This is a genomic window from Burkholderia sp. 28_3 (assembly GCF_003253915.1).
Classification (GTDB): Bacteria; Pseudomonadota; Gammaproteobacteria; order Burkholderiales; family Burkholderiaceae; genus Burkholderia; species Burkholderia cenocepacia.
Map to the genome: position 1 here is coordinate 33,607 of NZ_QKZF01000029.1, position 23,113 is coordinate 56,719.

A 23,113-nucleotide genomic window follows, 5' to 3' on the forward strand; every position below is an offset into this window, starting at 1 on the left:
GAAGAACGGGCGATCAGATAACAAAACCGTAATCGAAGCCTCACCTTCAGGAAAGCGCGCGAATCGCAGAATGAATCCAACTCTTCATCGCATCGATGGGGAGCGGATGTCCGGCCTGATCTGCGGACGCGAACACGCCATCTTTGAGAGGTGAACATCATGAACAACCTGATTCGTGCAGTCCTGCTGTCCTGCGCACTGAGCGCACCGATCGTCGCATTTGCGCAAACCACCGACCATGCGGTTACCCGCGCCGAGGTGCGTGCCGATCTCGTCCGTGTCGAGAAGGCTGGTTATCGGCCGATCGGCACCGACCCGTACTACCCGGAGGACATCCAGGCCGCCGAAGCGAAGGTCGTCGCGCAGCAAGCGCAATCGGCCGCTGCCCAGCCGACCGACGCGGCCAGGACGGCGACATCATCGCTCGCGTCGCTCGACACGCAGCCGTTGTACGAGCATCACTGAACGTGGTTGGCGACCGCCGTCGGCAGCCTGGCGGCGGATCGTTCAACGGACGGCGCGCATGCCGCCGCGCGTCAGCTCTCGCCCTTCTCGAGCACGTTCTGCGTGAGCGTGATCGATGGAATCGTCGGCTTGAGCAACGCGCGGCGCGCGCGACGGCTCAGCCACTTCCAGCCGGCCACGAGCAGCAGCGCGACCAGCGGGATCGAGGCGATCGTCCACGTCCCGTTCGGGTAGTCGAAGGCCATCAACACCAGCACGCCGAGCAGGAACAGCAACGTGAGCCACGACGTGACGGGCGCGCCCGGCATCCTGAACGACACGTCTTCCACGTCGCCGCGCCTGACCGCGGCGCGGAACTTCATCTGGCACACGACGATGAAGCCCCAGGTGCTGATGATGCCCAGCGACGCGATGTTCAGCACGATCTCGAACACGCTCGACGGCACGAGATAGTTGAGCAGCACGCCGACCACGTAGATCGCGACCGTCACCAGAATGCCCGCGTACGGGACGGATTGCCCGCTCATTCGCGCGAGGAACGCGGGGGCGGAGCCGCCCATCGACAGCGAACGCAACACGCGCCCCGTCGAATACAGGCCGGAGTTGAGGCTCGACAGCGCGGCCGTGAGCACCACCAGGTTCATCACCGAGCCGATGCCCGGCACGCCGAGCGTGCCGAAGAACGTGACGAACGGGCTCTGGCCCGCCTTGTACGCGCTCCACGGCAGCAGGCAGACCAGCAGCACGACCGATGCGACGTAGAAGATCGCGATGCGCCAGATCACGTTGTTGATCGCGCGCGGCAGCACCTTGCGCGCATCCTTGCATTCGCCGGCGGCCGTACCGACCAGTTCGACGCCCGCGAACGCGAACACCACGCCCTGCACCAGCACCAGCGCCGGCATCAGCCCGTGCGGAAAGAACCCGCCGTTGTCGGTGATCAGATGCATGCCGGTGCCATGACCGGCGACCGGCATGCCCGTGCCGAGGATCGCCGCGCCGATCACGAGAAACAGCACGATCGCAGCGACCTTGATCAGCGCGAACCAGAACTCCATCTCGGCGAACCACTTCACGCCGATCAGGTTCATCGTCGCGACGATGCACAGCGCGACGAGCGCGAAGATCCACTGCGGCACGGCCGCGAACGGCGCCCAGTAGTGCATGTAGAGCGCGACGGCGGTGATGTCGACGATGCCGGTCATCGCCCAGTTCAGGAAGTACATCCAGCCGGCGACGAACGAGGCCTTTTCGCCAAGGAACTCGCGCGCGTACGACACGAAGCTGCCGCTGCTGGGGCGATGCATCACGAGTTCGCCGAGCGCGCGCAGGATCAGGAACGAAAACGCGCCGCACACCAGATAGACGATCGCGAGCGCCGGGCCGGCGGCCTGCAGCCGCGCGCCGGCGCCGAGAAACAGCCCGGTGCCGATGGCCCCGCCGATCGCGATCATCTGCACCTGTCGATTGCCGAGGGTCTGGTGATAGCCGGCTTCGTGCGATTCGAGCCAGCTGCGTTTGTCGGTTTCGCCGGTTGTCGACGGGTCGGGAATCGATGCCATGACGGTATCCTCGCGCGCGGATGGGATTGGATTCGCCCCGATCGCGGGATGATCGGGACCACCGGTACCGGAGGAGCAGCGCACCGAATCGAGCACGCCCGTCCTGATCGCGATTCGTCGGACGTGACGAAAGGCACGGTACGTCGCGAACGTATTCAGCCGTAATTGCCGTCACAAACGGAATGCAAATTTGGACTGGGCCTGTTCGAATCCGTGCATAGGGCCGCGGCGACGGGTGAACCAGATAGGTAATTTGGTGCGCCGGCGCGCGCTGCGAGGGCAACCGTTACCGACGGCGCCGGTTCGTGCACCGAAATGAGGAATTCGGCACGCCGAGCGGTTCGCTGAAATTTCCGTCTCGTGCCGGTGGGGCAAGCGTTTGACGGCAATGGCCCGGTTTTTGCTGGAGTGGTGTGGACCGCGCAATCGTTGCGCGTCGCTCGACGACATACCAGACAAGGAAGATTCACCGTGAGCCCGACGACCCGACCGTTCCCCCGACGCACCTGGCTGGCTGCGCTGCTCGCCGCCCCCGTGATCGCGCTGTTCGCCGCCGCGCCGGCCCATGCCGATGCGCTCGACACCATCGCGAAAAACGGCACGCTGCGCGTCGCGGTGCCCGAGGACTATCCGCCCTTCGGTTCGGTCGGCACGGACATGCAGCCGCAGGGCTACGACATCGACATGGCAGGACTCCTTGCCAAGGCGCTCGGCGTCAAGCTGAAACTGGTGCCCGTAAACAGCGCGAACCGGATTCCGTACCTGACGACCAACAAGGTCGACATGGTGATCTCGTCGCTCGGCAAGACCCCGGAGCGCGAGAAGGTCATCGACTTCTCGAGCGCGTACGCACCGTATTTCCAGGGCGTGTTCGGGCCGTCCGACGTGAAGGTGAGCGCGCCGGCCGACCTCACCGGCAAGACGGTCGGCGCCACGCGCGGCGCGCTCGAGGAGATCGCGCTGTCGCAGCTCGCGCCGAACGCGACGATCAAGCGCTTCGAGGACAACAACGCGACGATCCAGGCGTTCCTGTCGGGGCAGGTCCAGTTGATCGCCGCCGGCAACATCGTCGCGGCGGCGATTCTCGCGAAGAATCCGCCGCGCCGCCCCGAGGTCAAGTTCGTGATCAAGAATTCGCCGTGCTTCGTCGGCGTCAACAAGAACGAACCACGCCTGCTCGCGAAGATCGACGATGCGATCGCGCATGCGAAGCAGGACGGCTCGCTGGGCGAGATGTCGCGCAAGTGGCTCGGCCAGCCGTTGCCGGCCGGACTGTGACGCATCGCCGTGTCGCCTGATACGTCGCCGCGGCCGGGGTGCCCGGCGTGGTGCGTGTCGTTGTCCGAACCTGAATTTATCCCCTTCCCATGAGCTACCAGCTTCAATTCGGCGAGCTCGCCGAGTACGTCGGCGTGTTCGCGAGCGGCGCGGCGATCACGCTCGCGCTGACCGCGGTCGCGACCGTGCTGGGTGTCGCCGTCGGCGTGCTCGGCGCGGCCGCGTACAGCGCCGACGCGCGCGCGGCCGTGCGCTTGCGCCCGCTGATCGGCGCGTACGTCGAGGCGATTCGCAATACGCCGTTCGTCGTCCAGCTGTTCTTCATCTTCTTCGGCTTGCCGGCGCTCGGCGTGCACATCGACGAGTACACGGCCGCGATCCTCGCGATGACGCTCAATCTCGGCGCGTACTCGGTCGAGATCGTGCGCGCCGGCGTGGCCGCCGTGCCGAAAGGGCATCTCGAGGCCGCGTCCGCGCTGGCGATGTCGCGCGCGCAGATGCTGCGTCACGTCGTGTTGCCGCAGGCGCTCGCCAAGGTGTTTCCCGCGCTGTCGAGCCAGATCGTGATCACGATGCTCGGCTCGGCCGTCGTGTCGCAGATCTCGGTGGCCGATCTGACCTATGCGGCCAGCTACATCCAGTCGCGCAACTTCCGCGCCTTCGAGACGTACTTCGTGATCACGCTCGCGTATCTGGCGATGGCGCTGCTGCTGCGCGCCACGCTCGGCGCGATGGGCCGCCGCCTGTTCACCCGCCGCGTGCGAGGTGCGCGATGACCGATTTCACGTTGGGGCAGATTCTCGCGAACCTGCTGCTGGCCGCACGCTGGACGATCGTGCTGTCGATCGTGTCGTTCGTGACGGGCGGCCTGGTCGGCCTCGGCTTGCTCGTGATGCGCGTGTCGGGCTCGACGGTGCTGCGCGGCGTCGCGAAGCTCTATATCGAGGTGTTCCAGGGCACCCCGTTGCTGATGCAGCTGTTCATCGTGTTTTTCGGCCTGCCGCTCGTCGGGCTCGACGTGCCGCCGTGGGTCGCGGCCACGGCCGGGCTCACGTTCTTCACCAGCGCGTATCTGGCCGAGATCTGGCGCGGCTGTGTCGAGGCCGTGCCGAAAGGGCAGTGGGAGGCGTCGGCCAGCCTGGCGATGAGCTACGTCGAGCAGTTGCGTCACGTGATCCTGCCGCAGGCCGCGCGCATCGCGATCGCACCGACGGTCGGTTTCGGCGTGCAGGCCGTGAAGGACACGGCGCTGGTGTCGATCATCGGCTTCACCGAGCTGACGAAGGTCGGCATCGCGATTTCGAACGCGACGTTCCGGCCGTTCGTCGTGTATGGCCTCGTCGCGCTGATCTATTTCGCGCTCTGTTATCCGCTTACCCGTTATGCGCGCACGTTGCAAAGGAGATGGCATGCCGCTCGTTGAAACCCGGGGTCTCGAAAAGAACTTCGGCACCCATCATGTGCTCAAGGGCATCGATTTCTCCGTCGAGCGCGGGCAGGTCGTCTCGATCATCGGGCGCAGCGGCTCGGGCAAGAGCACGCTGCTGCGCACGCTCAACGGGCTCGAGAGCATCGACGCGGGCACGATTTCGGTCGACGGCGAACGCGTCGATGCGCGGCACGCGGACCTGCGTGCGCTGCGGCTGAAGGTCGGCATGGTGTTCCAGCAGTACAACCTGTTTCCGCACCTGAGCGCGGGTCAGAACGTGATGCTCGCGCAGTCGGTGGTGAAGAAGGCGCACCGCCAGCAGGCACGCGCGATCGCGGAACTGATGCTCGAGCGCGTCGGCCTCGGCGACAAGTTCGACGCGTTTCCGGAACAGTTGTCGGGCGGCCAGCAGCAGCGCGTCGCGATCGCGCGGGCGCTCGCGATGAAGCCGAGCGTGCTGCTGTGCGACGAAATCACGTCCGCGCTCGATCCCGAGCTGGTCGGCGAGGTGCTGGGCGTGGTCGAGCAACTCGCGCGCGAGGACATGACGCTGATCATGGTCACGCACGAGATGAACTTCGCGCGTGCGGTGAGCGACCGGATCGTGTTCATGCATCAGGGGCGCGTGTGGGAGAGCGGGACGGCCGACGAGATCTTCGAGCGGCCGCAGACGGTGGAGTTGACGCGGTTTCTGGGCAGCGTCCGAAACACCGAAACCGTGACGCGCTGACCGGCGCTGCGGTGCAGCCCGGCCGCGATAGATGACAGGACCGTAATCGAAGCCTCACCTTCCGGAAAGCGCGCGAATCGCAGAATGGACACCACTCCTCATCGCATCGATGCGGAGCGGATGTCCGGCCTGATCTGCGGACGCTAACACGCTATCTTCGAGAGGTGAACATCATGAACCACCTGATTCGTGCAGCATTGCTTTCCTGTGCGCTGAGCGCACCGATCGTCGCATTTGCGCAGACCACCGGCCATCCGGTCACGCGGGCCGACGTGCGCGCCGACCTGATTCAGGCGGAGCGCGACGGGTCGCTGCCGACGTTGAACACGGACTATCCGCCAAGCGCGCAGACGATCGCGCGCAATCGCGAACTGTATGCGATCGCGCATGGCGGCCGGCACTCGGCAATGACCGCGACGTCGGCCGCCGTATCGACCGCGAGCGCGCAATGAAGCGGGGCGCCGTATCGAGACGCGTGACGGGGCTGGCGATCGCCGCGTGGCTCGCGGCGGTCGCGACCCCGGGTTTCGCGCGCGGGCAGCCGCAGCTGCCCGATGACGACGGCGGGCGCGCCAGCGTGCTGCGCGCGATGAATCCCGAATTCGATCCGCACCGCCATGCAGTCGACCCCCGGCCGGCGCATGTTCACGCCGCGCCCATCAGCCGCGCGCCGAGTGCGATCCCGCGCGCGGCGATCGATGCGCTGGCGGCGCGCTGACGGGCGTCCCAGCCCGCCAGCGCGGCATCGAACGCGGCGCCGCGCAAAGCTTCGGCAAGACCGAGCGTGTGATCAGCCGCTTTCGTGACGCGCGCCGCCGTGTGCGGGCGCACGATGCGCGGCGCTTACGCGTAGAAGTCGATCAGCGTGTCGAGATTGCGTTGCGCGCGTCGCTCGAGCGGCGCGAATTCCACCGACCGAAACAGCGGCGCCTGCCCGCGCAGACGTTCGAGCGCCCGCCTGCGCCCGGCGCGAAAACTGGCCGACGGCGCATCGGGATCCTGCGCCCACTCGCGCGCGATCGCACGGTCGTACTCGCGAAGCCGATCGGGCGCGGCCGCGAGGATTGCGAGATCGGCATCGAGAAAAATCTGCCCCGCGCGCTGCCGTTCCGGATCGGCGGCGAACGTGTCGGATAGCCGGTGCGACCGCGTCGCCAGCACGAGATCGCGGGCCATGGACCGATGCGATGCGTGCGCGCGCAACCATGACGCGGTACAGTGCGCGTTCGTGACCTGCGTGAGCCATTGCGCGCTGCGCGCTTCGTTGTCCGCGTAGTCCGGCAGCGTCGTCGCGTAGACGACGTCGTGGGCCCATACCGCGAGCTCGATGGCCGGCCACAGCGGTTCCGCGCGATACGGCGCGAGGTGCGCGAACAGTTCCGCCAGATGCGCGAGCGTGTGATAGAAGCGCTGCGGCTCGCCATACGCGCGCGCGACGAGCGGCCACACGGCCGCCGTGCCGAAGCACGCGTCGCACGCGACCTGCAGTGTGCGTTCGAGATCAGGGGTGACGGCGTGCATGGCGGCGCTCGGCTCGGGCGGACGATGCGCGCAGCATAGCAAACGCCGCGCCGTGCAGGCATGCAATTTGCGCGCGGGCACGGACCGCACGACTTCGGAGGTTTCCATGAAACGAATCCCGCCGCGACGTCCGCTGCTTGCGATCTGTGCAGCCTCGGCCTTCGCGCTGCACGCAGCCGTTGCATCGGCGGCGCCCGACGTCTCGATCAGCTGCGCGGATTACGGCACGACCGCGACCGGGCAGGCGGTGAGCCAGTACACGCTCGCGAACCGGCACGGCGTGACGCTGAAAGTCATCACGTACGGCGGCATCGTGACCGCCCTGGACGTGCCCGACCGAACCGGCCACGCGGCCGACATCGTGCTCGGCTTCGATTCGCTGCGCGACTACGAGGCGCACAACGGCAACATCCATTTCGGCGCGCTGATCGGCCGGTATGCGAACCGCATCGCGGGCGGCCGTTTCACGCTCGGCGGCAAGACGTGGAAGCTGCCGGTCAACGACGGGCCGAACACGCTGCACGGCGGCCCCGACAGTTTCGATGCGAAGGTCTGGACGGTTACCGGCACGCACAGCGACGCGACCGGTTCGAGCGTCACGCTGCGCTACGTGAGCCCCGACGGCGAGAACGGCTTCCCCGGCACGTTGACGACCGACGTGACCTACACGCTGACCCGCGACAACCAGATCCGCATCGACTACCGCGCCACGACGGACAAGGACACGGTCGTCAACCTGACCAACCACAGCTACTTCAATCTGGCCGGGCAGGCGGGCGGCAGCGTCGAGCGGCAACTGATCGAGATCGCCGCATCGCGTTTCACGCCGACCGACGATACGTCGATTCCGACCGGGCAACTGGCGAGCGTCGCGGGCACGCCGATGGACTTGCGCCAGTTGACGCCGATCGGCGCGCATGTGCGCGATGCACATCTGCAGCTCGCGATCGCGCATGGCTACGACCAGAACTGGGTGCTCGACCAGGGCGGCCAGTCGGCTCCCGCGTTTGCCGCGCGCGCCTACGACCCGGCGTCGGGGCGTTTCCTCGAGCTGTACACGACGCAGCCGGGGCTGCAGTTCTATACGGCCAACGGGTTGAACGGCAGCGTCGCGGGCAAGGGCGGCGCGATCTACCGGCAAACCGATGCGTTCGCGCTGGAAGCCGAGCATTTTCCCGATTCGCCGAATCGTCCGGCGTTTCCGTCGACGGTCCTGAAGCCCGGCGAGACGCTGCACGAAGTGACGGTGTGGCGGGTGGGCGCGCGGTGAGCGTCGGCGTCGGCCGCATCGCGTTCGTCAAACGTTGATCACGCCGCGCCCGATTTCGATCACGCGCCCGCCGACGCCGATTTCGCCCGCGGCATTGACCGACAGGCGCAGCAGGCAAGGGCGGCCGACGGCTTCGCCCTGTTCGATCCGAAATGCGGCCGGCAGGTCGTGCCCTCCGGCCAGCAGCCAGCCGCCCAGGTTCGCGCAGGCCGAACCGGTGCCCGGATCTTCCGACACGCCGCCGCCTTGCTTCACGAAGAAATAGCGGGACACGACCGTTCCCGGGCGTGCGTCGTCGAACGCGAACACATACGCGGTCTTGCGGCCGAGGCTGCTCCGGGGCCAGATGTCGAGGTGCGCGCTGTCGGGTTGTGCGCGCCGCACGGCGGCCGGGTCCTTGAGCGCGACCAGCAACTGGTCGGCACCGGTATTGACCCACAGCGGCGGCGCGAGCAGATCGTCCTCGGCGAGCCCGAGCAGCGCCGCGACCTGCGCAGCGGACAACGCGCACGGCGCCGTGTTCGGCATGCCTGAGTGCGGCGCGGTGAAGGTCCACACGTCGTCGCGCGCCGTGACGTCGACGACGCCGGCCTTGAATTCGAGCGTGAGCGCGTCGCCGGCATTCAGCCGCTCGCGCACGACGTGCGCGGTGCCGAGCGTCGGATGGCCGGCAAACGCCATCTCGTAGCCGGGCGTGAAGATGCGAACGCGTGCATGCGCGCGTTCGGACGGCAGCACGAAGGTCGTCTCCGACAGGTTGAACTGCACGGCCAGCGCCTGCATGGTCGCATCGTCCATGCCGCGCGCATCGTCGAATACGCAAAGCGGGTTGCCGCCGAACGTCGATTCGGCGAAGACGTTCAACAGACGGAAGGTGTAGGAGGGCATCGATATCTCGTACGGGTCAGCTCGGCTTGTCGAGCGGCGCAAGCATCGCCTGCATGTCGGGATGCTTCAGTACTTTCCGGTATTCCGCCGGACTCATGGCGTCGATCAATACGCGGCCGCTCACGTCGGCCTTGATGTACTCGACCGCGAGCAGCGCGATGACCGGATTGGTCGTCAACGTCGCATGGTCGGGCGACTGATCGCCGAATTCCGCGACCACGGCTTCGGTGTCGTCCGCGATCGCGACGGCCAGCCTCCGCCCCGACAGCCGAAGTCGCGCGCTGGCGCCGCATTTGGCCATGTCGTAGCAGCGCGGGCCGTTGAGCGTGCGATTGCCGTAGATCGCCACGTGCGTATCCACGCCGCGCGCCGCGGCTGCTTCGAGCAGCGGCCCGAGATCGTCGATTTCTTCGTCCCAGACACCCGCGAAGATCGCCGTCTTCGCATGGTCGATCACGCGCGCGAAGGCGCTGACGATCGCCTCCCGCCCGCTCAACGACCAGACCAGCCCCGGCTCTTGCCGCACCGGCAACCGGTCGAGCGCGTCCGCTGCGAGCTCGAGATCCGCGTTGAAGCGCGTGCGCAGTTCTTCCAGCAGCGACCGGTGCGGCACGGCCGCATAGCGGACCGGTTCGGAGCGGTTCACGAGCACCGCGCCGCGCGCCTCCAGGCGGCCCAGGGTCTCGTAGACCTTCGATGGCGGCATGCCGGCGCGCCGGCCGACTTCCGCACCCGTCAGCGCGGCTTGGCCGACGAGCGCCGCGTACGCCTGCGCCTCGTATTGCGTGAAGCCAAGCCGGATCAGTGACGTGATCAGTTCCGCGTTGTCGTTCATGTGGATGGATTCGGATTGCCGTGACGCGCTTCAGGGGATGCTTGATTAACTACCGAAGTAGTATAGAATCGATCTCGCTTACTACTGAAGTAGTAAGCGAGATTTCCCAACCTTACCGAGGAGGATCATCGAGATGCGTCAACGGATCAGTACCGGCTCCCCGTGGGAGCCGAAGGTGGGCTATTCGCGTGCCGTGGTCGTCGACAACACGATCTACGTATCGGGGACGGCCGGCAAAGGCGACGACGTGTATGCGCAGACGCGCGATGCGTTGGCGACGCTCGGCAAGGTCCTCGCGGACAGCGGATTCGCACTGTCGGATGTCGTCCAGAGCCGGCTGGTGGTCGCGGATTTCGACCATTGGGAAGACGCCGCACGTGCGCACGGCGAGATATACGGCGAGATCCGGCCGGCATTCTCGCTGGTCCATGCGTTGCCGTTCGTCGATCCTGAGATTCGCGTCGAGGTCGAGGCGATCGCGGTGCGGACCGCCGCATGACGGTCGCCGGCCCGCCCGCCTACCTGTCCCGCACCGCGATCGCGATGCTGGCGCTCGCGGCCGGCGTCGCGATCGCCAACGGCTATGCGCTGCAGCCGTCGCTGTCGGCCATTGCCGGCGATTTCGGCGTGTCGGCTGCGCGGATGGCGACCCTCGCGTCCGTGACGATGCTCGGCTATCTGGCCGGCCTGGCGCTGCTGGTGCCGCTGGTCGACCGGTTCGGTCCGCGCACGCTCATTCCGGCGCAAATGGGGGGGCTCGCGGTGTTGCTCGCGTGCGCGTCGCTGTCGTCGACGCCGCTCGCGCTCGACGCCTGCTTCGTGCTGGTGGGGGCCGCCACCACGGTCGCGGCGCAATGCAGCGCGGTGGTCGGCAAGCATGCGGAGCCGCGTCGGCGGGGCGCGGCGATGGGCGTGGTTTCCGCGGGCATTTCCGCCGGCATCCTGCTGAGCCGTTTCGTCGGCGGCGCGTTGTCGCAGTGGTGCGGATGGCGGGGCGCGCTGCTCGCGCTGGCCGGCTGCGTGGCGCTGGCGGCCGTCGGCAGTGGCGTGCTGTTGCCCGGCGGTCGGCCCGAACGGCGTTCCGGCCACGCAGCCACGATCGGCGCGATTCCGCGGCTGTTGCGCGACAGCACCGCATTGAGGCGCCGCACCGGCGCCGGCATGCTGTGGTTCTTCGCGTTCAATCTGGTCTGGGTCGGATTGGCGATCCGTCTGGCCGCGCCGCCGTACAGCATGGGGGCGGCCGCGATCGGCGCATACAGTCTCGCCGGCGTGCTCGGCCTCGGCGTGACGCGCGTGGCCGGCAAGCTCACCGATCGCTTCGGCGATCGGGCGGTGATCGGCTGGGGGCTCGCGGTGGCCGCGCTTTCCACGTTGCTGCTTGGCGTCGCCCTCGGACATCCAGGCTGGCTGGGCGTCGGGCTGGCGTGGTTCGATGCCGGTTGTTTCGCTGCCCAGGTCGCGAACCAGGCCCGCGTCGTGGCGATTCAGCCCGCACGGGCCGGTGCATTGAGCGCCGCGTACCTGACGCTGTACTACGCGGCCGGCGCGGGCGGCGCCGTGGCGGCAGGCATGCTCGTCGAACGGATCGGGTGGGGTGCGATGATGTTCGTCGCGGCCGTTGCCCTGGCGGCAGCCGGGTGGGTCGGGGCCGCACGCGTGAGCGTCGATGCCTCGGGCGAACCGACGTCCGCCGGTTGAGTGCGTGCGGGACGGGCGACGGTCATCGGCCGGATGTTCGCGCCCACCTCAATGCGACGACACGAACACCGCATCGTCGAACGCTTGCGGAATCGCGAAGCTCGCGCGCATGCGCTGTGTTTCCTTCGCCGGCGTCAACCCGAACAGGCGCTTGAATTCCCGGCTGAACTGCGACGGGCTCGTATAGCCGACCGCGTAGCCGGCCGCCTCCGCCGTCAGGTCCTGGCGCACCATCAACAACCGCGCCTGATGCAGGCGCGTCGATTTCAGGTACTGCATCGGCGACACCTGCGTGACCGCCTTGAAGTGACTGTGAAAGCTCGGCACGCTCATGCCGGCTTCGTTGGCCAGTTGCGACACGTCGAGCGGCCGCGCGTAATCGGCGTGGATCATGCGTAACGATCGTCCGATCCGGCCGAATTGCCCGCGCATCGCCAGTGCGCTGCGCATCGCGTCACCTTGCGCGCCGGTCAGCACGCGGAAATACAACTCGCGAAGCAGCGCCGGGCCGAGCACCGCGGCGTCGAGCGGCCGCTGCAGCGCCTCGACGAACCGCAGCACCGACGCGTGCATCGCTTGATCCATCGGCGTCGACATCATGCTCTTCGGCGCCTGCACGGTTTCCGCGCGGCCAGCGCGGTCGATCTGCGCGGCGAGTTCGGCGGCCAGCGTGAAATCGAGGTGCAGGTACAGCGCGAGCAGCGGGCGCTCGGGCGTGGCGTCGGTTTCCATGCTGAACGGGACGGGTACGGAGACGGCCAGGTAATGGTGTTCGTCGTACAGATAGCGCTCGCCGCCGAAGTAGCCGCGCTTCGATCCCTGGCACACGATCACGATGCCCGGGTCGTACAGCACCGGCGTGCGCGACAGCGCGCGGTTCGCGCGCAGGATGCGCACGCTCGGCAGCGCGGTCAGGTTGTAGCCTTCGTCGGGCGCCAGCGTGCGCAGCAGTGTCACCAGGCGTTTCCGGTCGCGCGGCGGCAGCGCTGAAGAGCGAACGGAGGCGGGCGAGATGCTCATAGTTTTGTGCAAGAAAATCAGCGGAATCGGGCTTATTCGGCGTGGTTCGTCAGACTAGTATGCACGCTTCAATCGACATTCGGGAGAAGCTCAGATGGCATCCGGCAACATCATGCTCATTACCGGCGTCAGCAGCGGTTTCGGCCGTGCGCTGGCCCAGGAAGCGCTGGCCGCCGGTCACACGGTGGTCGGCACGGTGCGCAGCGCGCAGGCGGCGCGCGACTTCGAAGCGCTGTCCGCGCAGGCGGCCGTCGCGCGCGTGCTCGACGTGACCGACTTCGCGCGCATCGACGGCGTCGTCGCGGACATCGAGGCGAACGTCGGGCCCGTCGACGTGCTCGTGAACAATGCGGGTTACGGACACGAAGGGATCCTGGAGGAAGCGCCGCTCGGCGAGCTGCGCCGGCAGTTCGACGTGAACGTGTTCGGCGCGGTCGCGATGATGAAGGCCGTCGTGCCGTTCATGCGCGAACGCCGGCGCGGCCGCATCCTGAACATCACGTCGATGGGCGGCCACATCACGATGCCGGGCATCGCGTACTACTGCGGCAGCAAGTTCGCGCTGGAGGGCATTTCCGAGACGCTCGGCAAGGAGCTGGCGCCGTTCGGCATCGCGGTGACGGCCGTCGCGCCGGGTTCGTTCCGCACCGACTGGGCCGGCCGTTCGATGGCGCGCACGCCGCGCTCGATTGCCGATTACGACGCGCTGTTCGATCCGATCCGCCGCGCGCGCGAGGAAAAAAGCGGCAAACAACCGGGCGATCCGGCGAAGGCCGCGCGGGCGATGCTCGCCGTGATCGCGGCCGACCATCCGCCCGCGCATCTGCTGCTCGGCAGCGATGCGCTGCGGCTCGTGCGCAACAAGCTGGCGGCGCTGGACGACGAGATCCGCGCGTGGGAAGCCGTGACGGTGTCGACGGACGGCTGACGGCCGACGCGCGCGGTGTCGTTCGTTTCCTGCCGGTGGATGATCGGCCGTTGCATTGCACGATGGCATCGTGGTTTCACAATAATGGCCGATAATGGCAACCGGCCCGTTCGCCACGTTCATCCACCTCACAGGAGCATCGCGATGCCATACGTCACCACGAAGGACAACGTCGAGATTTTCTACAAGGATTGGGGTCCGAAAGACGCGCAGCCCGTCATGTTCCACCACGGCTGGCCGCTGTCCAGCGACGACTGGGATGCGCAGCTGCTGTTCTTCGTTCAGCACGGCTATCGCGTGATCGCGCACGATCGCCGCGGCCATGGCCGCTCGGCGCAAGTCTGGGACGGCCACGACATGGATCATTACGCGGCGGACGCGTTCGCGGTCGTCGAAGCGCTCGATCTGCGCAATGCGGTGCATATCGGTCACTCGACGGGCGGCGGCGAGGTGGCGCGCTACGTCGCGAAGCACGGCGAGCCGGCTGGCCGCGTCGCGAAGGCGGTGCTGGTCAGCGCGGTGCCGCCGCTGATGCTGAAAACCGATTCGAACCCCGAAGGCCTGCCGCTCGACGTGTTCGACGGTTTTCGCAAAGCGCTCGCCGACAACCGCGCGCAGTTCTTCCTCGACGTGCCGAGCGGCCCGTTCTACGGGTTCAACCGCGAAGGCGCGACCGTGCACCAGGGCGTGATCCGCAACTGGTGGCGGCAGGGGATGGAAGGCAGCGCGAAGGCGCATTACGACGGCATCAAGGCGTTTTCGGAAACGGACCAGACCGAAGACCTGAAGTCGATCTCCGTCCCGACGCTCGTGCTGCATGGCGAGGACGACCAGATCGTGCCGATCGCGGATTCCGCGCTGAAGTCGGTCAAGCTGCTGAAGAACGGCACGCTGAAGACCTACCCGGGTTATTCGCACGGGATGCTGACGATCAACGCCGACGTGCTCAACGCCGACTTGCTCGCGTTCGTACGGGCGTAATGACGGCGGCGCCGGCCCGCCGTGGCGGGCGGCGCCGCGATCGAAGGCGGGCGATCCGGACGCGCGTGGAAAAGGACGGATCGCCCGCCATCTGCTTCACCCCGGACCGACGAAACGAACGCCCGGATGCGCGAGACGCGGCATCCGGCCGGCCAGGAACGCGTGCAGTTCGCGTACCTGCGCGACCTTGGCGGAATCTTCCGGCCACACGAGGTAATACGCATCGCCGGTGCTGACGGCCGTCTTGAACGGCAGCACGAGCTGCTTCTCGTCGATGGCCGTCGCACACAGCGCGAGGTCGCTGATCGACAGGCCGTGGCCGGCGATGGCCGCCGAGATGCCCTGTTCGAGCATGTCGAACACCTGCCCGCGCGTGATGTCCAGGTCCAGATCGTGACCGCTGCCGTTGAGCCAGCGGCGCCAGTCGCGCCGGTCGGGCGACGGGTGGATCAGCTCGCACGCGGCGGGATTCGCGCGCGCGACCGTGGCGGTGGCCCGCGAGCACACCGGAATCAGCCATTCGTCGAACAGCTTCACGCAATGCGTGCTCTCGCCGAACCTGCCCGCGCCGAGCAGGATCGCGCAATCGTAGGATTCGCTGAAGAAATCGACGGTATCGACGTCCATCCACACGCTCGCGATCTGCACCTCGAACGCCGGCCGCGTGCCGCGAAACGCGGCCAGCGCGTCGAGCAGCCAGCGCATCGTCAGCGTGGACGGCGCCTTGAGCCGCAGCACGTCGCGTTGCGTGCGGAACAGCATGCACGCTTCCTCGACCTGCCGGAAGCCGCGCCTGAGGCCGGCCGCGAAGATGTGGGCTTCCGCCGTCACGGTCATTTTCGGCCCGCGCCGGACGAACAGCTTCCGGCCGAAGTAGGCCTCCAGCGTCTTCACGTGCTTGCTGACCGCGCTTTGCGTCAGGCTCAGTTCCTCGGCGGCCAGCGTGAACGAGCCGGTGCGCGCGGCGCTCTCGAACGCGCGCAACGCATAGACGGGGGGAAGCGGTTTGGCCTTCATGGGTTTCGAGTATGAATAAAACTCATGTCATCAGACAGGATTTTCCGTTTTCGGTCGGCGGCCCGGGCGCGTGATACTGCCAGAAACCGCGCTTTTCGATCCATCGGGTCTCCATGATGCCATCGTGACGGGCGTGCTTCTCGACTCATCGAACAACTTTTTGTCATGACACTCCATTACCCGCTGCTGTTCGCCTATCTGGCCGCGATCGTGCTGCTCGTCGCGACGCCCGGCCCGGTCGTCATGCTCGTGACGGGCACCGTCGCGCGGCGCGGATTCCGCCAGGGCGTGCTGACCGCGGTGGGCGCGAATGCCGCGAGCCTCGTGATGATCGCGGGCGCGATGCTGATGGTGTTCGGCGTCGTGATGGTCAGCGCTCGCCTGCTTGCCGGCCTGCATGTCGCGGGGTGCCTGTTCATCGCGGTGCTCGCGATCCGGACGCTGCTCGGCGAATGGCGCGCCAACCGCGCACGGCATGGCGATGGCGCGGCGGCAGGCGAACCGATACCGCAGCCGCGCGGTTTGCCCGGCGTCGTGCGCGGCTTCCTCGTCGGCATCGCGAATCCGAAGGACCTGCTGTTCTTCGTCGCGTTCTTTCCGCAGTTCGTCGGCATCACGCCCGATTCGCGTGTGAGCCTCGCGATCCTCGCCGCGTTGTGGATCGTGGTCGATTTCACGATCCTCGCCGGCTACATGGCCGCGATCAACCATCCGGCGATTCATCGGAAGCAGCGCTGGATCTCGGCCTCGTCGGCGCTTGCGCTGCTCGCGATTGCGCTCGCCGGGCTCGGCAGCACGATCGCGGGCGCCGCGTAGCGCATCGGCGATCTGCGTTACGCTTCGTCGGCACCGATTCTTTCATCGAGTTCTACCATGTCCCGTTCCGCCCCGGCTTTCTCCGAGCACCTTTTCTCGTATGGCACGCTGCAGCTCGATCAGGTGCAGCTCGCCACGTTCGGCCGCAAGCTCGACGGTCACGCGGACGCGATGCCCGGCTATGCGATGACGATGCTGCGGATCGACGATCCGGACGTGGTCGCGACGAGCGGGAGGACCCATCATCCGGTGGTGACCTATACGGGGCAGACGGGCGACCGCGTCACGGGCACCGTGTTCGCGATCACCCGCGACGAACTGCAGCACGCGGACGACTATGAAGTCGATGCGTATCGGCGCGAGCGCGTCGTGCTCGAATCGGGTGTCGCCGCATGGGTGTACGTGGACGCGCGTTCGCCGCGCGCCGACTGAATCCGCTGCGCGGGCGGATCGACGCCGTCGCGTGTGCGGCCGCTAGCCGTTGCGCAGGAACACGACGTAACCGCGGAACCACGGATTCGTTGCGAGGTACGGCGGCGCGTCCCATTCGCCGCCCTGGATCACGCCGATGCGAAACGGCAGCTGCAGCCGCGCGACGCGCGGCAGGTAGGCCGCGTAGTCGGGAATCGTGCGGCGGCCCTGGTACGTCTGCACGACCACCTCGTCGACGATGCCCTTGAGCTGGTTGACCTGGTCGGTATCGATGCGGCTGCTCCAGTCGAGCAGCCCCGTGATGCTCAGCCGGCAATCGGCGGGCAGGGTGTCGCGCAGCGTGCGCAGGAACGCGAGGTAATCCTCGAGGTGGCGCGTGCCCGCATCGAAGTCGATCTGGATGCCGGCGATCGTGCGGCCCGACGCACGCCAGCGCGCGAGCTGCGCGAGCATGATCTGCGTGACGCGCGGCGTCCAGCGCAGCGTATGCGCACGATAGACGAGCCACACGCGCGCGTCGGGCGCGGGCGGCAGCGCGACGCCCTGCGCGATCACTCGCACCTGCGACTCGTCCCGCTGCGACGCTTCGATCTGCCCTTGCAGCACATAGACGGCGCGCGCGCCGTGCACGACCGCCTGCGGCTTCACGCCCGCCCACAGCCAGAACGCGTCGTACCGCGCGGCGTCGACGGTGCCGGCCAGCGCGACGCGCGCGGCCAGCAGCAGCGCGATGCCCGCGATGCGCTTCATGCGCCGCTTACCAGTAGTAGCGGAGCTTCTGCGCCCACGGGCTGCCCGGATAGGCGGTCTTCAGCGTGTCGAACCAGCGCTTGCGCGTGCTCTTCGACACTTCCTTGCCGCCGCATTCGTTCGCGCCGGCCGGCGCATAGCACTTGATCGCGCGGTAGAACGCGTACGCGCGATCGTTCGGGTTCGCCTGCGTATCGGCCATCACCGTCACGTAGCTCGACATCCGCTCGTACGGCTTGCCCGCGAACTGCGACGGCGCCGCACCTAGCGTCGGCGGCACGCGCGTGGCGGCCGTGCTCGACGCATTGCGGACCCACGGCGGCACCGGATCGCTTTCGATGCCGGCCGCGGGCGGATGCAGGCGCACGAAATCCGCGAGGCAGTTCAGCCCTTTCGGGTCGGCGGGATTCTGCTGCAGCGTCGCGGCGATGTCGCGCGCCGACAGGCACGTGTAGCCGTCCTCGTTTTTCGCGCCGGCTGCGACGAACGGCTTCAACGGATCGGCGGGCGTGCCGGACACCAGCGCGGTATCGGCGAGGAAGTCCGCGTAGTGCGAACGCGTGAGCTCCTTGTACAGCAGCGTGTACAGCGCGGTGTCGCGCAGCGCGCCGCCGGTCGCCTGGTTTTGCGCCTGCGCGCGCAGCAGGTCGGCATTGGCCGCGCGCTGCAGCAGCACCGCGCGGATCGCCGCGTTCTGCACGAGCGAATCGTCGGCAAACGCGTCGTTGACGAGCCCGGCCTGCTCCAGGTTGATCGCGAGCGCGAGTTCCAGCATTTCGCGCTGGAAGCGGAATTTCGCGAGCGGGATCAGGTCGCGCCACAGCTGGCGGGCCTTGTCGTTCTGGCCGCTGTCTTCCAGCGCGAACCCGCGCAGCGCCTGCTGGCTCAGGCCGAAGTAGTCGAGCGGCGCGGCGGGCGCTTGCGGCAGCAACTCGAGGGCGGCATCCGGCTTGTGCCCGATCTGGACGTACCAGGTCGCGAGCAGGTAGTCGTAGAGCGCGGGCGCGTTCGCGAAGCGCGGCTTCTGCGCCTGCAGCTCGTCCAGCGTCATCGGCTTGCGGCTCGCGTCGCTGCTGTCGGACGCGCGCATGCGCAGCAGGTCGACGGTGGCGAGCACGGTCGGCGACTGGATCTGGCTCGCGTCGAATTCCGATCCGAACAGCAGCTTGCTGTCGAGTTCGTTCGCCAACTGCATCAGCGGCACGTTCGACGTGGCCGGCGACCAGCGCGCGAGCGCGTGGCCGTACAGGTCGGCCTGCTGCGTGACGTTCCCGCCGAGCCACGCGACACGCCGCAGCAGCCCGGTCGCGGAAACCGCATAGCGCCCCTTCGGATACACCTTCAGGTAGGTCCGGAATACCGTGTTCGCCGCGTCGAGCGAGACCTTCGTCACGCGTGCGCGCGACGGCATCGGGCCGTCGTTGTCGAATACGTTGGCCTGCGCGGCGTTCAGCTGCGCGCGGCCGGCCATGTAGAGGCCGGTTTCCTTCAGCCACGGGTCCGCGCTGTGCGATGCGTTCGCGAAGGCCCGCGTCGCGGTGAGGAAGTCGGCGCGGTAGAACGCGTTCGTGCCGTCGAGGTACGCGGCGAACTGCTGGCCGAGCGGCGACTTGACCGGCGGCTTCGTCCACGCGGCGCCCGCGCCGCCCGCGGTGCAGGTCTTCTGCGCGATGTCGGCGCGTGCCGCGCGCAGGCGGGCGGCTTCGTCCGCGGGCAGGCCGCCTGCGCCGCCCAACGCGTCGTCGAACGCTGCCGCGCCCGCGCTCATGCTGCGGCAGATGCTGCCTTCGCCGTCGGCGTACCGGCTCGACGACGCATCGGCATCCGCTGCGCCGCCGGCCTTGTCGGGCTCCTTCTGACCGATGTAGATCCAGCCGGAGAAATCCATCGGGAACGGCACGACGATCTGGTTGATCCGCTCTTTCGCGGGGATGGTCCTCGGGTCCGGAAACACCTGCGCGACCTTGGCGCTGTCGACCATCATCAGCATCGCGTTGATGCGCGTGTCGTTGGCGGGCGTCAGCATCGGTATGTTGCCGCACGAGTAGGAAGTCTGCCGGAGCGTGTTCGGTACGTAGCAGCCGTCGTCGCCGCTGGCGTGGGCGGCCGGCATCCAGAGCAGGCTGGCCGCCAGCGCGGCGAACAGGTTGCGGTGCAGCGTCGGGTTTCTTCGCATTTTTGTTGTGCTGGGTAGGGGGCCGCGACGGCCGGGTCTCTCAGGGGGGCGCTTTGCCCCGGCGCGTATCGTACCTCACGGCGCGCACACGCCCGTCGAGCGGCGGCCCTGCTCGCGCATCACGCGCACACGCTGCTGGCGATGCCGCCTTCGTCGATGTCTTCGATCGCGGCGCGCAAGTCGTCGATCGCCACCATCAATTCGCGGACCTGCCGCAACGACGGGTACTGATGCAGCACGGCCTGCCATTGCGGCAGGGTCAGCAGCGCATGCCAGATGACGCCGAGGCCATCCGGATCGGCATCCGGCTGCTGCGCGAGCGCACTCGCGTATTCGAGGCTCGCCTGCGCGGACAGCAACTGCATCCGGCTCGCGGCGCCCAGCAGACGCGGCGTCGTGTCCGCGGACGCGTCGCAGCAATACAGCACTTCGCGTGGCAGCGTCGTTTCGTCGGTCGTCAACGCGTGCAGCGATGCGCCGTGCACGTGCACCGTGCCCTGATGCGTCTCGAATGCATAGACCGTGTCGGGCGCCGCCTGCGCGAGCAGGGTCAGGCCGCGCAGCAGCCGCGGCAGGTCGGTCGTCGCGGCATCCGCGGAGGCCTTCGCTTCGACGAGGAAGCGCACGTTCCACGGGGACGCCGGGTCGCTGCCGCGCGCGCGTTCGAGCAGGATCGCGTCCCATTCGGTTTTCGCGCGGTCGTGCCGGCCCGGGATCGACGAAGGCACGCGCATCGACGTGACCACGCGGTAGGTGCGCTGCGCGTCCACCGCGTCGAGCCGGCGCGCCAGTGCGTCGAGCGCCTGCGCCGCCAGTGCTTCGACGGCGGCGCCGCGCTGCTGGGACGCGGCGCCCTGCGCGACGGCGACCGTGCTGCCGACGAGCGGACCCTGGCGGACCCACAGCGCGCGATATCGACGGACGTCCTCGTCCGCGGCCAGCGCGTCGAGCCGCAGCATGCGTTCGAGCGCGGGGCTGTCCTTGAGCTTCACGATGTCCTGCTCGAACGCCGCGTCGGTCGCCATCTCGGGCAGCGCGAGCAGTTGCGCGAGCGCGGCATGCAGTTCGGCCCACGATGCCGCGGTCGCGGCCGCATGCAGGCGCGCGAGGCCGTCGCGTTGCCAGGCCTGCGCGCTGCGTTCGAGCTTGGCCGGATGCGCGATCGCATTGACGGCGGAGTGGAGCGCGCGCCGGTCCTGCTCGGCGTGCGCGGACAACGACGCGTATTCGCGTACGTTCTGCGCATCGTGACGCAGCACCGACGCCTGAAACGACGGATCGCCGGATGACGGGTCCATCGCGTCGCGGATCATCCGCGCGAGCGCATCGATGAAGCGCTGCCGCAAGTCCGCGCCGGGCGCGTGGCCATCCGCCCGCACCCTGCGCGCTTCCTCGATCACGATCGCCAGCGCGGTGGCCGGGTTCGTCGCGTCGGTCAGCGACGACGCGCGTTCGAGCGGCGGCAGCCGGTAACGGCGCGCGACGGTGCGCAGGGTGGCGTCGAGCAGGGCGGGAAGCGGTGTCAGCGACATGGCGGGTTGGGCGTGAAAGAGACGTGACCCGTCACGCCGTCAACGTCACCGACAGGCTGCCGAGCTCGCCGAAGCGAACCGTCAGCGCATCGCCGAGCGGCACCTCGATCGCACCCGCGTACGAACCCGTCGTCACGATCTGGCCGGCGCGCACCGCGTCGCCGCGCGACGCGAGGAAATTGACGAGCCACACCAGCGGCTTCAGCGGATCGCCGTCCGGATGGCGGCCGTCGATCGTGCGGTTCAGCGCGCCGTCGAACGACAGCGCCAGCGTCGCGAGCGGCACGTTCAGCCCGTCGGGCACGACCGGGCCGACGCACAGCCCCTGGTTGAATTGCCCGTCGGCCAGCAGCTCGAACTTCGACGCGCGCGTCGGCTCCGCATAGCGGCAGCCGAGCACTTCGAGCACGATGCGCACTTCGCGGATCGCGGCGCGCACGTCGCTTTCGTCGTACGGCTGCTCGCGCTCGGGCAGATCGCGATCGAGCACGAACGCGATTTCCGGTTCGATCCGCACGATCGGCCCGCCGACGACGCGGTACGGCGCATCGGCTTCGCGGATCGTCGACGCGAAGATCGGCGCGAGGATCACGCGATCGGGCGGCGGCAGTGCGCATTTCCAGCCGCCGACGGGTTCGCCGAGCAGGTCGGCGACGCGCTGCTGGATCGCGAGCGCGGTGTCGATGTCGTCGGGGCGCAGTGCATCGGGCAACAGCGGGCCGGGCGAGCCGGCATGGCGGGCGGCGACGAGATGCTGGGCGGCGCCGTCCACGCGTTCGATAGTCGTTGTCATGTCGGTTGAGCGAGTCGAAAGTGGGGCCGGCAAAAAAGGGCCGGACGAAAGTCGCATCGTCGATGATAGCGCCTTCGGCGCGATGGCCGCTCGAAAGCCCGTCGGCTCATGCGTTGCCGGTCCGGTTTCGGTTGGCCGAGAACGCAGGCTTCCCGCTTCCCGTCGTGCCGTTTTGTCGCATGCGTGATCGCCGCCGCGGCTTGACCGCCGTCAACATCCGAACCTGCCGTCGGCCGATGATGGTGACATGGCCGCGCGCGACAGGGTGCGCGGCAGCTCACCCCAGCGAGGTTCGCATGTACGAGAAAATCATGGTGGCCGTCGACGGCAGCGCTTCGTCGAAACAGGCGCTTGCCGAAGCCGTGAAGGTGGCGCTGGCGGGCGATGCGCACGTCAGCGTCGTGTATGTGGTCGACAAGTCGGTGCTGTTCACGTACGCGGGCCGTGTCGATCCGCACGCGCTCGTCGAGGAAATCCGCGACGACGGGCGCAAGGTGCTGCGCGAAGCCGAACAGATCATCGCGTTGGCCGGTGCGAAGGGCGAAGGCGAACTCGTCGAGACCGAGAGCATCGGCGAGGACATCGCGGAACGCCTGCAACGCTACGTGAAGGAGCACGGGATCGATCTCGCAGTGGTCGGCACGCACGGGCGGCGCGGCATCCGGCGCGTGCTGCTCGGCAGCGTCGCCGAGCGTTTCGTGCGCGGCTCGAAGTGCCCGGTGCTGCTGATTCGCGGCGACGACGCCGGCGAGCCGGCCGCCGCGGCCGCGGCATGACGCGGCGCGCGCGATGATACGTCGCCAGTACCGCATCGTCGTCGCGGCGATCGCCGTGTTCGTGTCGCTCGCCGGGATGATGGCCGTCGTGACGGGCCTGCTGTTCGATGCCACGTCGGCGCTGCGCGGCGGCGCCATCGCGTTGATCGTCGGCGTGGCGGGCTTCGTCGTGATGCTGAACCCGGGGCCGAAAGGCGAGGAGTGACGCGTGCG

General features: G+C 68.0%; 26 protein-coding genes. 16 read left to right on the forward strand and 10 right to left on the reverse strand.

From position 1 onward, the window contains the following. The first annotated feature begins 159 nt into the window (after positions 1 to 159). Positions 160 to 465 (forward strand): DUF4148 domain-containing protein, encoded by a 306-nt coding sequence (locus tag DFS13_RS35290; RefSeq protein WP_034204054.1) that lies wholly within the window; start codon positions 160 to 162, stop codon positions 463 to 465. Between the two features lie 71 nt (positions 466 to 536). On the opposite strand, the gene ansP is transcribed toward DFS13_RS35290, so the two are convergent. After that, positions 537 to 2,027, reverse strand: a complete 1,491-nt coding sequence (gene ansP, locus DFS13_RS35295; RefSeq protein ID WP_069353387.1) for an L-asparagine permease — start codon at positions 2,025 to 2,027, stop codon at positions 537 to 539. A 471-nt stretch (positions 2,028 to 2,498) separates the two neighbouring features. Here ansP and DFS13_RS35300 point away from each other — a divergent pair, with 471 nt between their 5' ends. The 6 genes from DFS13_RS35300 (at position 2,499) to DFS13_RS35325 (ending at position 6,182) form a co-directional block, all read left to right on the forward strand. Further along, a complete protein-coding gene (locus DFS13_RS35300; protein WP_006484387.1) occupies positions 2,499 to 3,305 on the forward strand; it encodes a transporter substrate-binding domain-containing protein in 807 nt (268 codons plus the stop codon). An 89-nt stretch (positions 3,306 to 3,394) separates the two neighbouring features. Continuing rightward, the gene (locus DFS13_RS35305) at positions 3,395 to 4,081 is read left to right on the forward strand and encodes an amino acid ABC transporter permease (RefSeq protein ID WP_006484385.1); all 687 of its coding nucleotides are present in this window, start codon (positions 3,395 to 3,397) and stop codon (positions 4,079 to 4,081) included. Next, positions 4,078 to 4,728 (forward strand): amino acid ABC transporter permease, encoded by a 651-nt coding sequence (locus tag DFS13_RS35310; protein WP_006484388.1) that lies wholly within the window; start codon positions 4,078 to 4,080, stop codon positions 4,726 to 4,728. Before DFS13_RS35305 ends, DFS13_RS35310 begins: the two co-directional genes overlap by 4 nt. Next, positions 4,715 to 5,464 (forward strand): amino acid ABC transporter ATP-binding protein, encoded by a 750-nt coding sequence (locus DFS13_RS35315; protein ID WP_006493844.1) that lies wholly within the window; start codon positions 4,715 to 4,717, stop codon positions 5,462 to 5,464. The genes DFS13_RS35310 and DFS13_RS35315 overlap by 14 nt, the downstream gene beginning before the upstream one ends. Before the next feature lie 173 nt (positions 5,465 to 5,637). Continuing rightward, entirely contained in the window at positions 5,638 to 5,916 is a 279-nt protein-coding gene (locus DFS13_RS35320) for a DUF4148 domain-containing protein (protein ID WP_084752940.1), read from the forward strand. Next, positions 5,913 to 6,182 carry a hypothetical protein gene (locus DFS13_RS35325; protein WP_111442742.1) on the forward strand — a complete coding sequence of 90 codons (270 nt, stop codon included), beginning with the start codon at positions 5,913 to 5,915 and terminating at the stop codon, positions 6,180 to 6,182. Before DFS13_RS35320 ends, DFS13_RS35325 begins: the two co-directional genes overlap by 4 nt. A gap of 125 nt (positions 6,183 to 6,307) precedes the next feature. Here DFS13_RS35325 and DFS13_RS35335 read toward each other — a convergent pair whose 3' ends face one another. Next, on the reverse strand, positions 6,308 to 6,985 hold the full coding sequence (locus DFS13_RS35335; RefSeq protein ID WP_111966243.1) for a hypothetical protein: 678 nt from the start codon (positions 6,983 to 6,985) through the stop codon (positions 6,308 to 6,310). A gap of 106 nt (positions 6,986 to 7,091) precedes the next feature. On the opposite strand from DFS13_RS35335, the gene DFS13_RS35340 reads away from it, so the two are divergent. Then, positions 7,092 to 8,255, forward strand: a complete 1,164-nt coding sequence (locus tag DFS13_RS35340) for an aldose epimerase family protein (RefSeq protein ID WP_111442744.1) — start codon at positions 7,092 to 7,094, stop codon at positions 8,253 to 8,255. 27 nt (positions 8,256 to 8,282) lie between these two features. Here the strand turns inward: DFS13_RS35340 and DFS13_RS35345 are convergent, their stop codons facing one another. Both DFS13_RS35345 and DFS13_RS35350 read right to left on the reverse strand, forming a co-directional pair. Continuing rightward, a complete protein-coding gene (locus DFS13_RS35345) occupies positions 8,283 to 9,143 on the reverse strand; it encodes a PhzF family phenazine biosynthesis protein (RefSeq protein WP_059721769.1) in 861 nt (286 codons plus the stop codon). Between the two features lie 16 nt (positions 9,144 to 9,159). Then, the gene (locus DFS13_RS35350) at positions 9,160 to 9,978 is read right to left on the reverse strand and encodes a TrmB family transcriptional regulator (protein WP_006498455.1); all 819 of its coding nucleotides are present in this window, start codon (positions 9,976 to 9,978) and stop codon (positions 9,160 to 9,162) included. A 133-nt stretch (positions 9,979 to 10,111) separates the two neighbouring features. Between DFS13_RS35350 and DFS13_RS35355 the strand changes: the two genes are divergently transcribed. Continuing rightward, positions 10,112 to 10,477, forward strand: a complete 366-nt coding sequence (locus DFS13_RS35355; protein WP_006498454.1) for a RidA family protein — start codon at positions 10,112 to 10,114, stop codon at positions 10,475 to 10,477. Then, positions 10,474 to 11,679, forward strand: coding sequence for an MFS transporter (locus tag DFS13_RS35360; protein ID WP_109343125.1), 1,206 nt, complete (start codon positions 10,474 to 10,476; stop codon positions 11,677 to 11,679). Before DFS13_RS35355 ends, DFS13_RS35360 begins: the two co-directional genes overlap by 4 nt. Positions 11,680 to 11,727: 48 nt before the next feature. Here the strand turns inward: DFS13_RS35360 and DFS13_RS35365 are convergent, their stop codons facing one another. Then, positions 11,728 to 12,699 carry an AraC family transcriptional regulator gene (locus tag DFS13_RS35365; protein ID WP_043205938.1) on the reverse strand — a complete coding sequence of 324 codons (972 nt, stop codon included), beginning with the start codon at positions 12,697 to 12,699 and terminating at the stop codon, positions 11,728 to 11,730. Between the two features lie 94 nt (positions 12,700 to 12,793). On the opposite strand from DFS13_RS35365, the gene DFS13_RS35370 reads away from it, so the two are divergent. Both DFS13_RS35370 and DFS13_RS35375 read left to right on the forward strand, forming a co-directional pair. Continuing rightward, on the forward strand, positions 12,794 to 13,627 hold the full coding sequence (locus tag DFS13_RS35370; protein ID WP_111442745.1) for an oxidoreductase: 834 nt from the start codon (positions 12,794 to 12,796) through the stop codon (positions 13,625 to 13,627). A 144-nt stretch (positions 13,628 to 13,771) separates the two neighbouring features. Continuing rightward, positions 13,772 to 14,608, forward strand: coding sequence for an alpha/beta fold hydrolase (locus tag DFS13_RS35375; protein ID WP_034203689.1), 837 nt, complete (start codon positions 13,772 to 13,774; stop codon positions 14,606 to 14,608). A 96-nt stretch (positions 14,609 to 14,704) separates the two neighbouring features. On the opposite strand, the gene DFS13_RS35380 is transcribed toward DFS13_RS35375, so the two are convergent. Further along, positions 14,705 to 15,625 carry a LysR substrate-binding domain-containing protein gene (locus DFS13_RS35380; protein WP_109343123.1) on the reverse strand — a complete coding sequence of 307 codons (921 nt, stop codon included), beginning with the start codon at positions 15,623 to 15,625 and terminating at the stop codon, positions 14,705 to 14,707. Between the two features lie 165 nt (positions 15,626 to 15,790). On the opposite strand from DFS13_RS35380, the gene DFS13_RS35385 reads away from it, so the two are divergent. Both DFS13_RS35385 and DFS13_RS35390 read left to right on the forward strand, forming a co-directional pair. Continuing rightward, positions 15,791 to 16,441: a LysE family translocator gene (locus DFS13_RS35385; protein ID WP_111442746.1), complete on the forward strand. Its 651-nt coding sequence runs from the start codon at positions 15,791 to 15,793 to the stop codon at positions 16,439 to 16,441. Positions 16,442 to 16,498: 57 nt separating this feature from the next. Then, on the forward strand, positions 16,499 to 16,873 hold the full coding sequence (locus tag DFS13_RS35390) for a gamma-glutamylcyclotransferase family protein (RefSeq protein WP_006498446.1): 375 nt from the start codon (positions 16,499 to 16,501) through the stop codon (positions 16,871 to 16,873). Between the two features lie 42 nt (positions 16,874 to 16,915). On the opposite strand, the gene DFS13_RS35395 is transcribed toward DFS13_RS35390, so the two are convergent. From DFS13_RS35395 to DFS13_RS35410, 4 genes are all read right to left on the reverse strand, one after another. Further along, positions 16,916 to 17,623 carry a DUF3142 domain-containing protein gene (locus DFS13_RS35395; protein ID WP_077057187.1) on the reverse strand — a complete coding sequence of 236 codons (708 nt, stop codon included), beginning with the start codon at positions 17,621 to 17,623 and terminating at the stop codon, positions 16,916 to 16,918. Between the two features lie 7 nt (positions 17,624 to 17,630). Then, complete coding sequence (locus DFS13_RS35400; protein ID WP_111442747.1) at positions 17,631 to 19,799, reverse strand: hypothetical protein; 2,169 nt, start codon at positions 19,797 to 19,799, stop codon at positions 17,631 to 17,633. Between the two features lie 119 nt (positions 19,800 to 19,918). Continuing rightward, positions 19,919 to 21,331 carry a 3-deoxy-D-arabino-heptulosonate 7-phosphate synthase gene (locus tag DFS13_RS35405; protein ID WP_111442748.1) on the reverse strand — a complete coding sequence of 471 codons (1,413 nt, stop codon included), beginning with the start codon at positions 21,329 to 21,331 and terminating at the stop codon, positions 19,919 to 19,921. Between the two features lie 31 nt (positions 21,332 to 21,362). After that, positions 21,363 to 22,124 carry a 2-keto-4-pentenoate hydratase gene (locus DFS13_RS35410; RefSeq protein ID WP_034203682.1) on the reverse strand — a complete coding sequence of 254 codons (762 nt, stop codon included), beginning with the start codon at positions 22,122 to 22,124 and terminating at the stop codon, positions 21,363 to 21,365. Between the two features lie 296 nt (positions 22,125 to 22,420). Here DFS13_RS35410 and DFS13_RS35415 point away from each other — a divergent pair, with 296 nt between their 5' ends. Together DFS13_RS35415 and DFS13_RS35420 are read left to right on the forward strand one after the other, a co-directional pair. Further along, positions 22,421 to 22,900, forward strand: a complete 480-nt coding sequence (locus tag DFS13_RS35415) for a universal stress protein (protein ID WP_048986217.1) — start codon at positions 22,421 to 22,423, stop codon at positions 22,898 to 22,900. A 13-nt stretch (positions 22,901 to 22,913) separates the two neighbouring features. Continuing rightward, on the forward strand, positions 22,914 to 23,105 hold the full coding sequence (locus tag DFS13_RS35420; RefSeq protein ID WP_006498440.1) for a DUF2964 family protein: 192 nt from the start codon (positions 22,914 to 22,916) through the stop codon (positions 23,103 to 23,105). Positions 23,106 to 23,113 lie beyond the last annotated feature (8 nt).

Excerpts from the sequence above, each read along its gene's own strand:
- DFS13_RS35310 (WP_006484388.1), top strand. The coding sequence starts at position 4,078 with ATGACCGATTTCACGTTGGGGCAGATTCTCGCGAACCTGCTGCTGGCC.
- DFS13_RS35385 (WP_111442746.1), top strand. The coding sequence starts at position 15,791 with ATGACACTCCATTACCCGCTGCTGTTCGCCTATCTGGCCGCGATCGTG.
- DFS13_RS35400 (WP_111442747.1), bottom strand. The coding sequence starts at position 19,799 with ATGCGAAGAAACCCGACGCTGCACCGCAACCTGTTCGCCGCGCTGGCG.
- DFS13_RS35370 (WP_111442745.1), top strand. The coding sequence starts at position 12,794 with ATGGCATCCGGCAACATCATGCTCATTACCGGCGTCAGCAGCGGTTTC.
- DFS13_RS35380 (WP_109343123.1), bottom strand. The coding sequence starts at position 15,625 with ATGAAGGCCAAACCGCTTCCCCCCGTCTATGCGTTGCGCGCGTTCGAG.
- DFS13_RS35335 (WP_111966243.1), bottom strand. The coding sequence starts at position 6,985 with ATGCACGCCGTCACCCCTGATCTCGAACGCACACTGCAGGTCGCGTGC.
- DFS13_RS35375 (WP_034203689.1), top strand. The coding sequence starts at position 13,772 with ATGCCATACGTCACCACGAAGGACAACGTCGAGATTTTCTACAAGGAT.
- DFS13_RS35350 (WP_006498455.1), bottom strand. The coding sequence starts at position 9,978 with ATGAACGACAACGCGGAACTGATCACGTCACTGATCCGGCTTGGCTTC.
- DFS13_RS35390 (WP_006498446.1), top strand. The coding sequence starts at position 16,499 with ATGTCCCGTTCCGCCCCGGCTTTCTCCGAGCACCTTTTCTCGTATGGC.
- DFS13_RS35320 (WP_084752940.1), top strand. The coding sequence starts at position 5,638 with ATGAACCACCTGATTCGTGCAGCATTGCTTTCCTGTGCGCTGAGCGCA.
- DFS13_RS35290 (WP_034204054.1), top strand. The coding sequence starts at position 160 with ATGAACAACCTGATTCGTGCAGTCCTGCTGTCCTGCGCACTGAGCGCA.
- DFS13_RS35365 (WP_043205938.1), bottom strand. The coding sequence starts at position 12,699 with ATGAGCATCTCGCCCGCCTCCGTTCGCTCTTCAGCGCTGCCGCCGCGC.
- DFS13_RS35305 (WP_006484385.1), top strand. The coding sequence starts at position 3,395 with ATGAGCTACCAGCTTCAATTCGGCGAGCTCGCCGAGTACGTCGGCGTG.
- DFS13_RS35405 (WP_111442748.1), bottom strand. The coding sequence starts at position 21,331 with ATGTCGCTGACACCGCTTCCCGCCCTGCTCGACGCCACCCTGCGCACC.
- DFS13_RS35345 (WP_059721769.1), bottom strand. The coding sequence starts at position 9,143 with ATGCCCTCCTACACCTTCCGTCTGTTGAACGTCTTCGCCGAATCGACG.
- DFS13_RS35325 (WP_111442742.1), top strand. The coding sequence starts at position 5,913 with ATGAAGCGGGGCGCCGTATCGAGACGCGTGACGGGGCTGGCGATCGCC.
- DFS13_RS35355 (WP_006498454.1), top strand. The coding sequence starts at position 10,112 with ATGCGTCAACGGATCAGTACCGGCTCCCCGTGGGAGCCGAAGGTGGGC.
- DFS13_RS35415 (WP_048986217.1), top strand. The coding sequence starts at position 22,421 with ATGTACGAGAAAATCATGGTGGCCGTCGACGGCAGCGCTTCGTCGAAA.
- DFS13_RS35315 (WP_006493844.1), top strand. The coding sequence starts at position 4,715 with ATGCCGCTCGTTGAAACCCGGGGTCTCGAAAAGAACTTCGGCACCCAT.
- DFS13_RS35360 (WP_109343125.1), top strand. The coding sequence starts at position 10,474 with ATGACGGTCGCCGGCCCGCCCGCCTACCTGTCCCGCACCGCGATCGCG.
- ansP (WP_069353387.1), bottom strand. The coding sequence starts at position 2,027 with ATGGCATCGATTCCCGACCCGTCGACAACCGGCGAAACCGACAAACGC.
- DFS13_RS35420 (WP_006498440.1), top strand. The coding sequence starts at position 22,914 with ATGATACGTCGCCAGTACCGCATCGTCGTCGCGGCGATCGCCGTGTTC.
- DFS13_RS35410 (WP_034203682.1), bottom strand. The coding sequence starts at position 22,124 with ATGACAACGACTATCGAACGCGTGGACGGCGCCGCCCAGCATCTCGTC.
- DFS13_RS35340 (WP_111442744.1), top strand. The coding sequence starts at position 7,092 with ATGAAACGAATCCCGCCGCGACGTCCGCTGCTTGCGATCTGTGCAGCC.
- DFS13_RS35395 (WP_077057187.1), bottom strand. The coding sequence starts at position 17,623 with ATGAAGCGCATCGCGGGCATCGCGCTGCTGCTGGCCGCGCGCGTCGCG.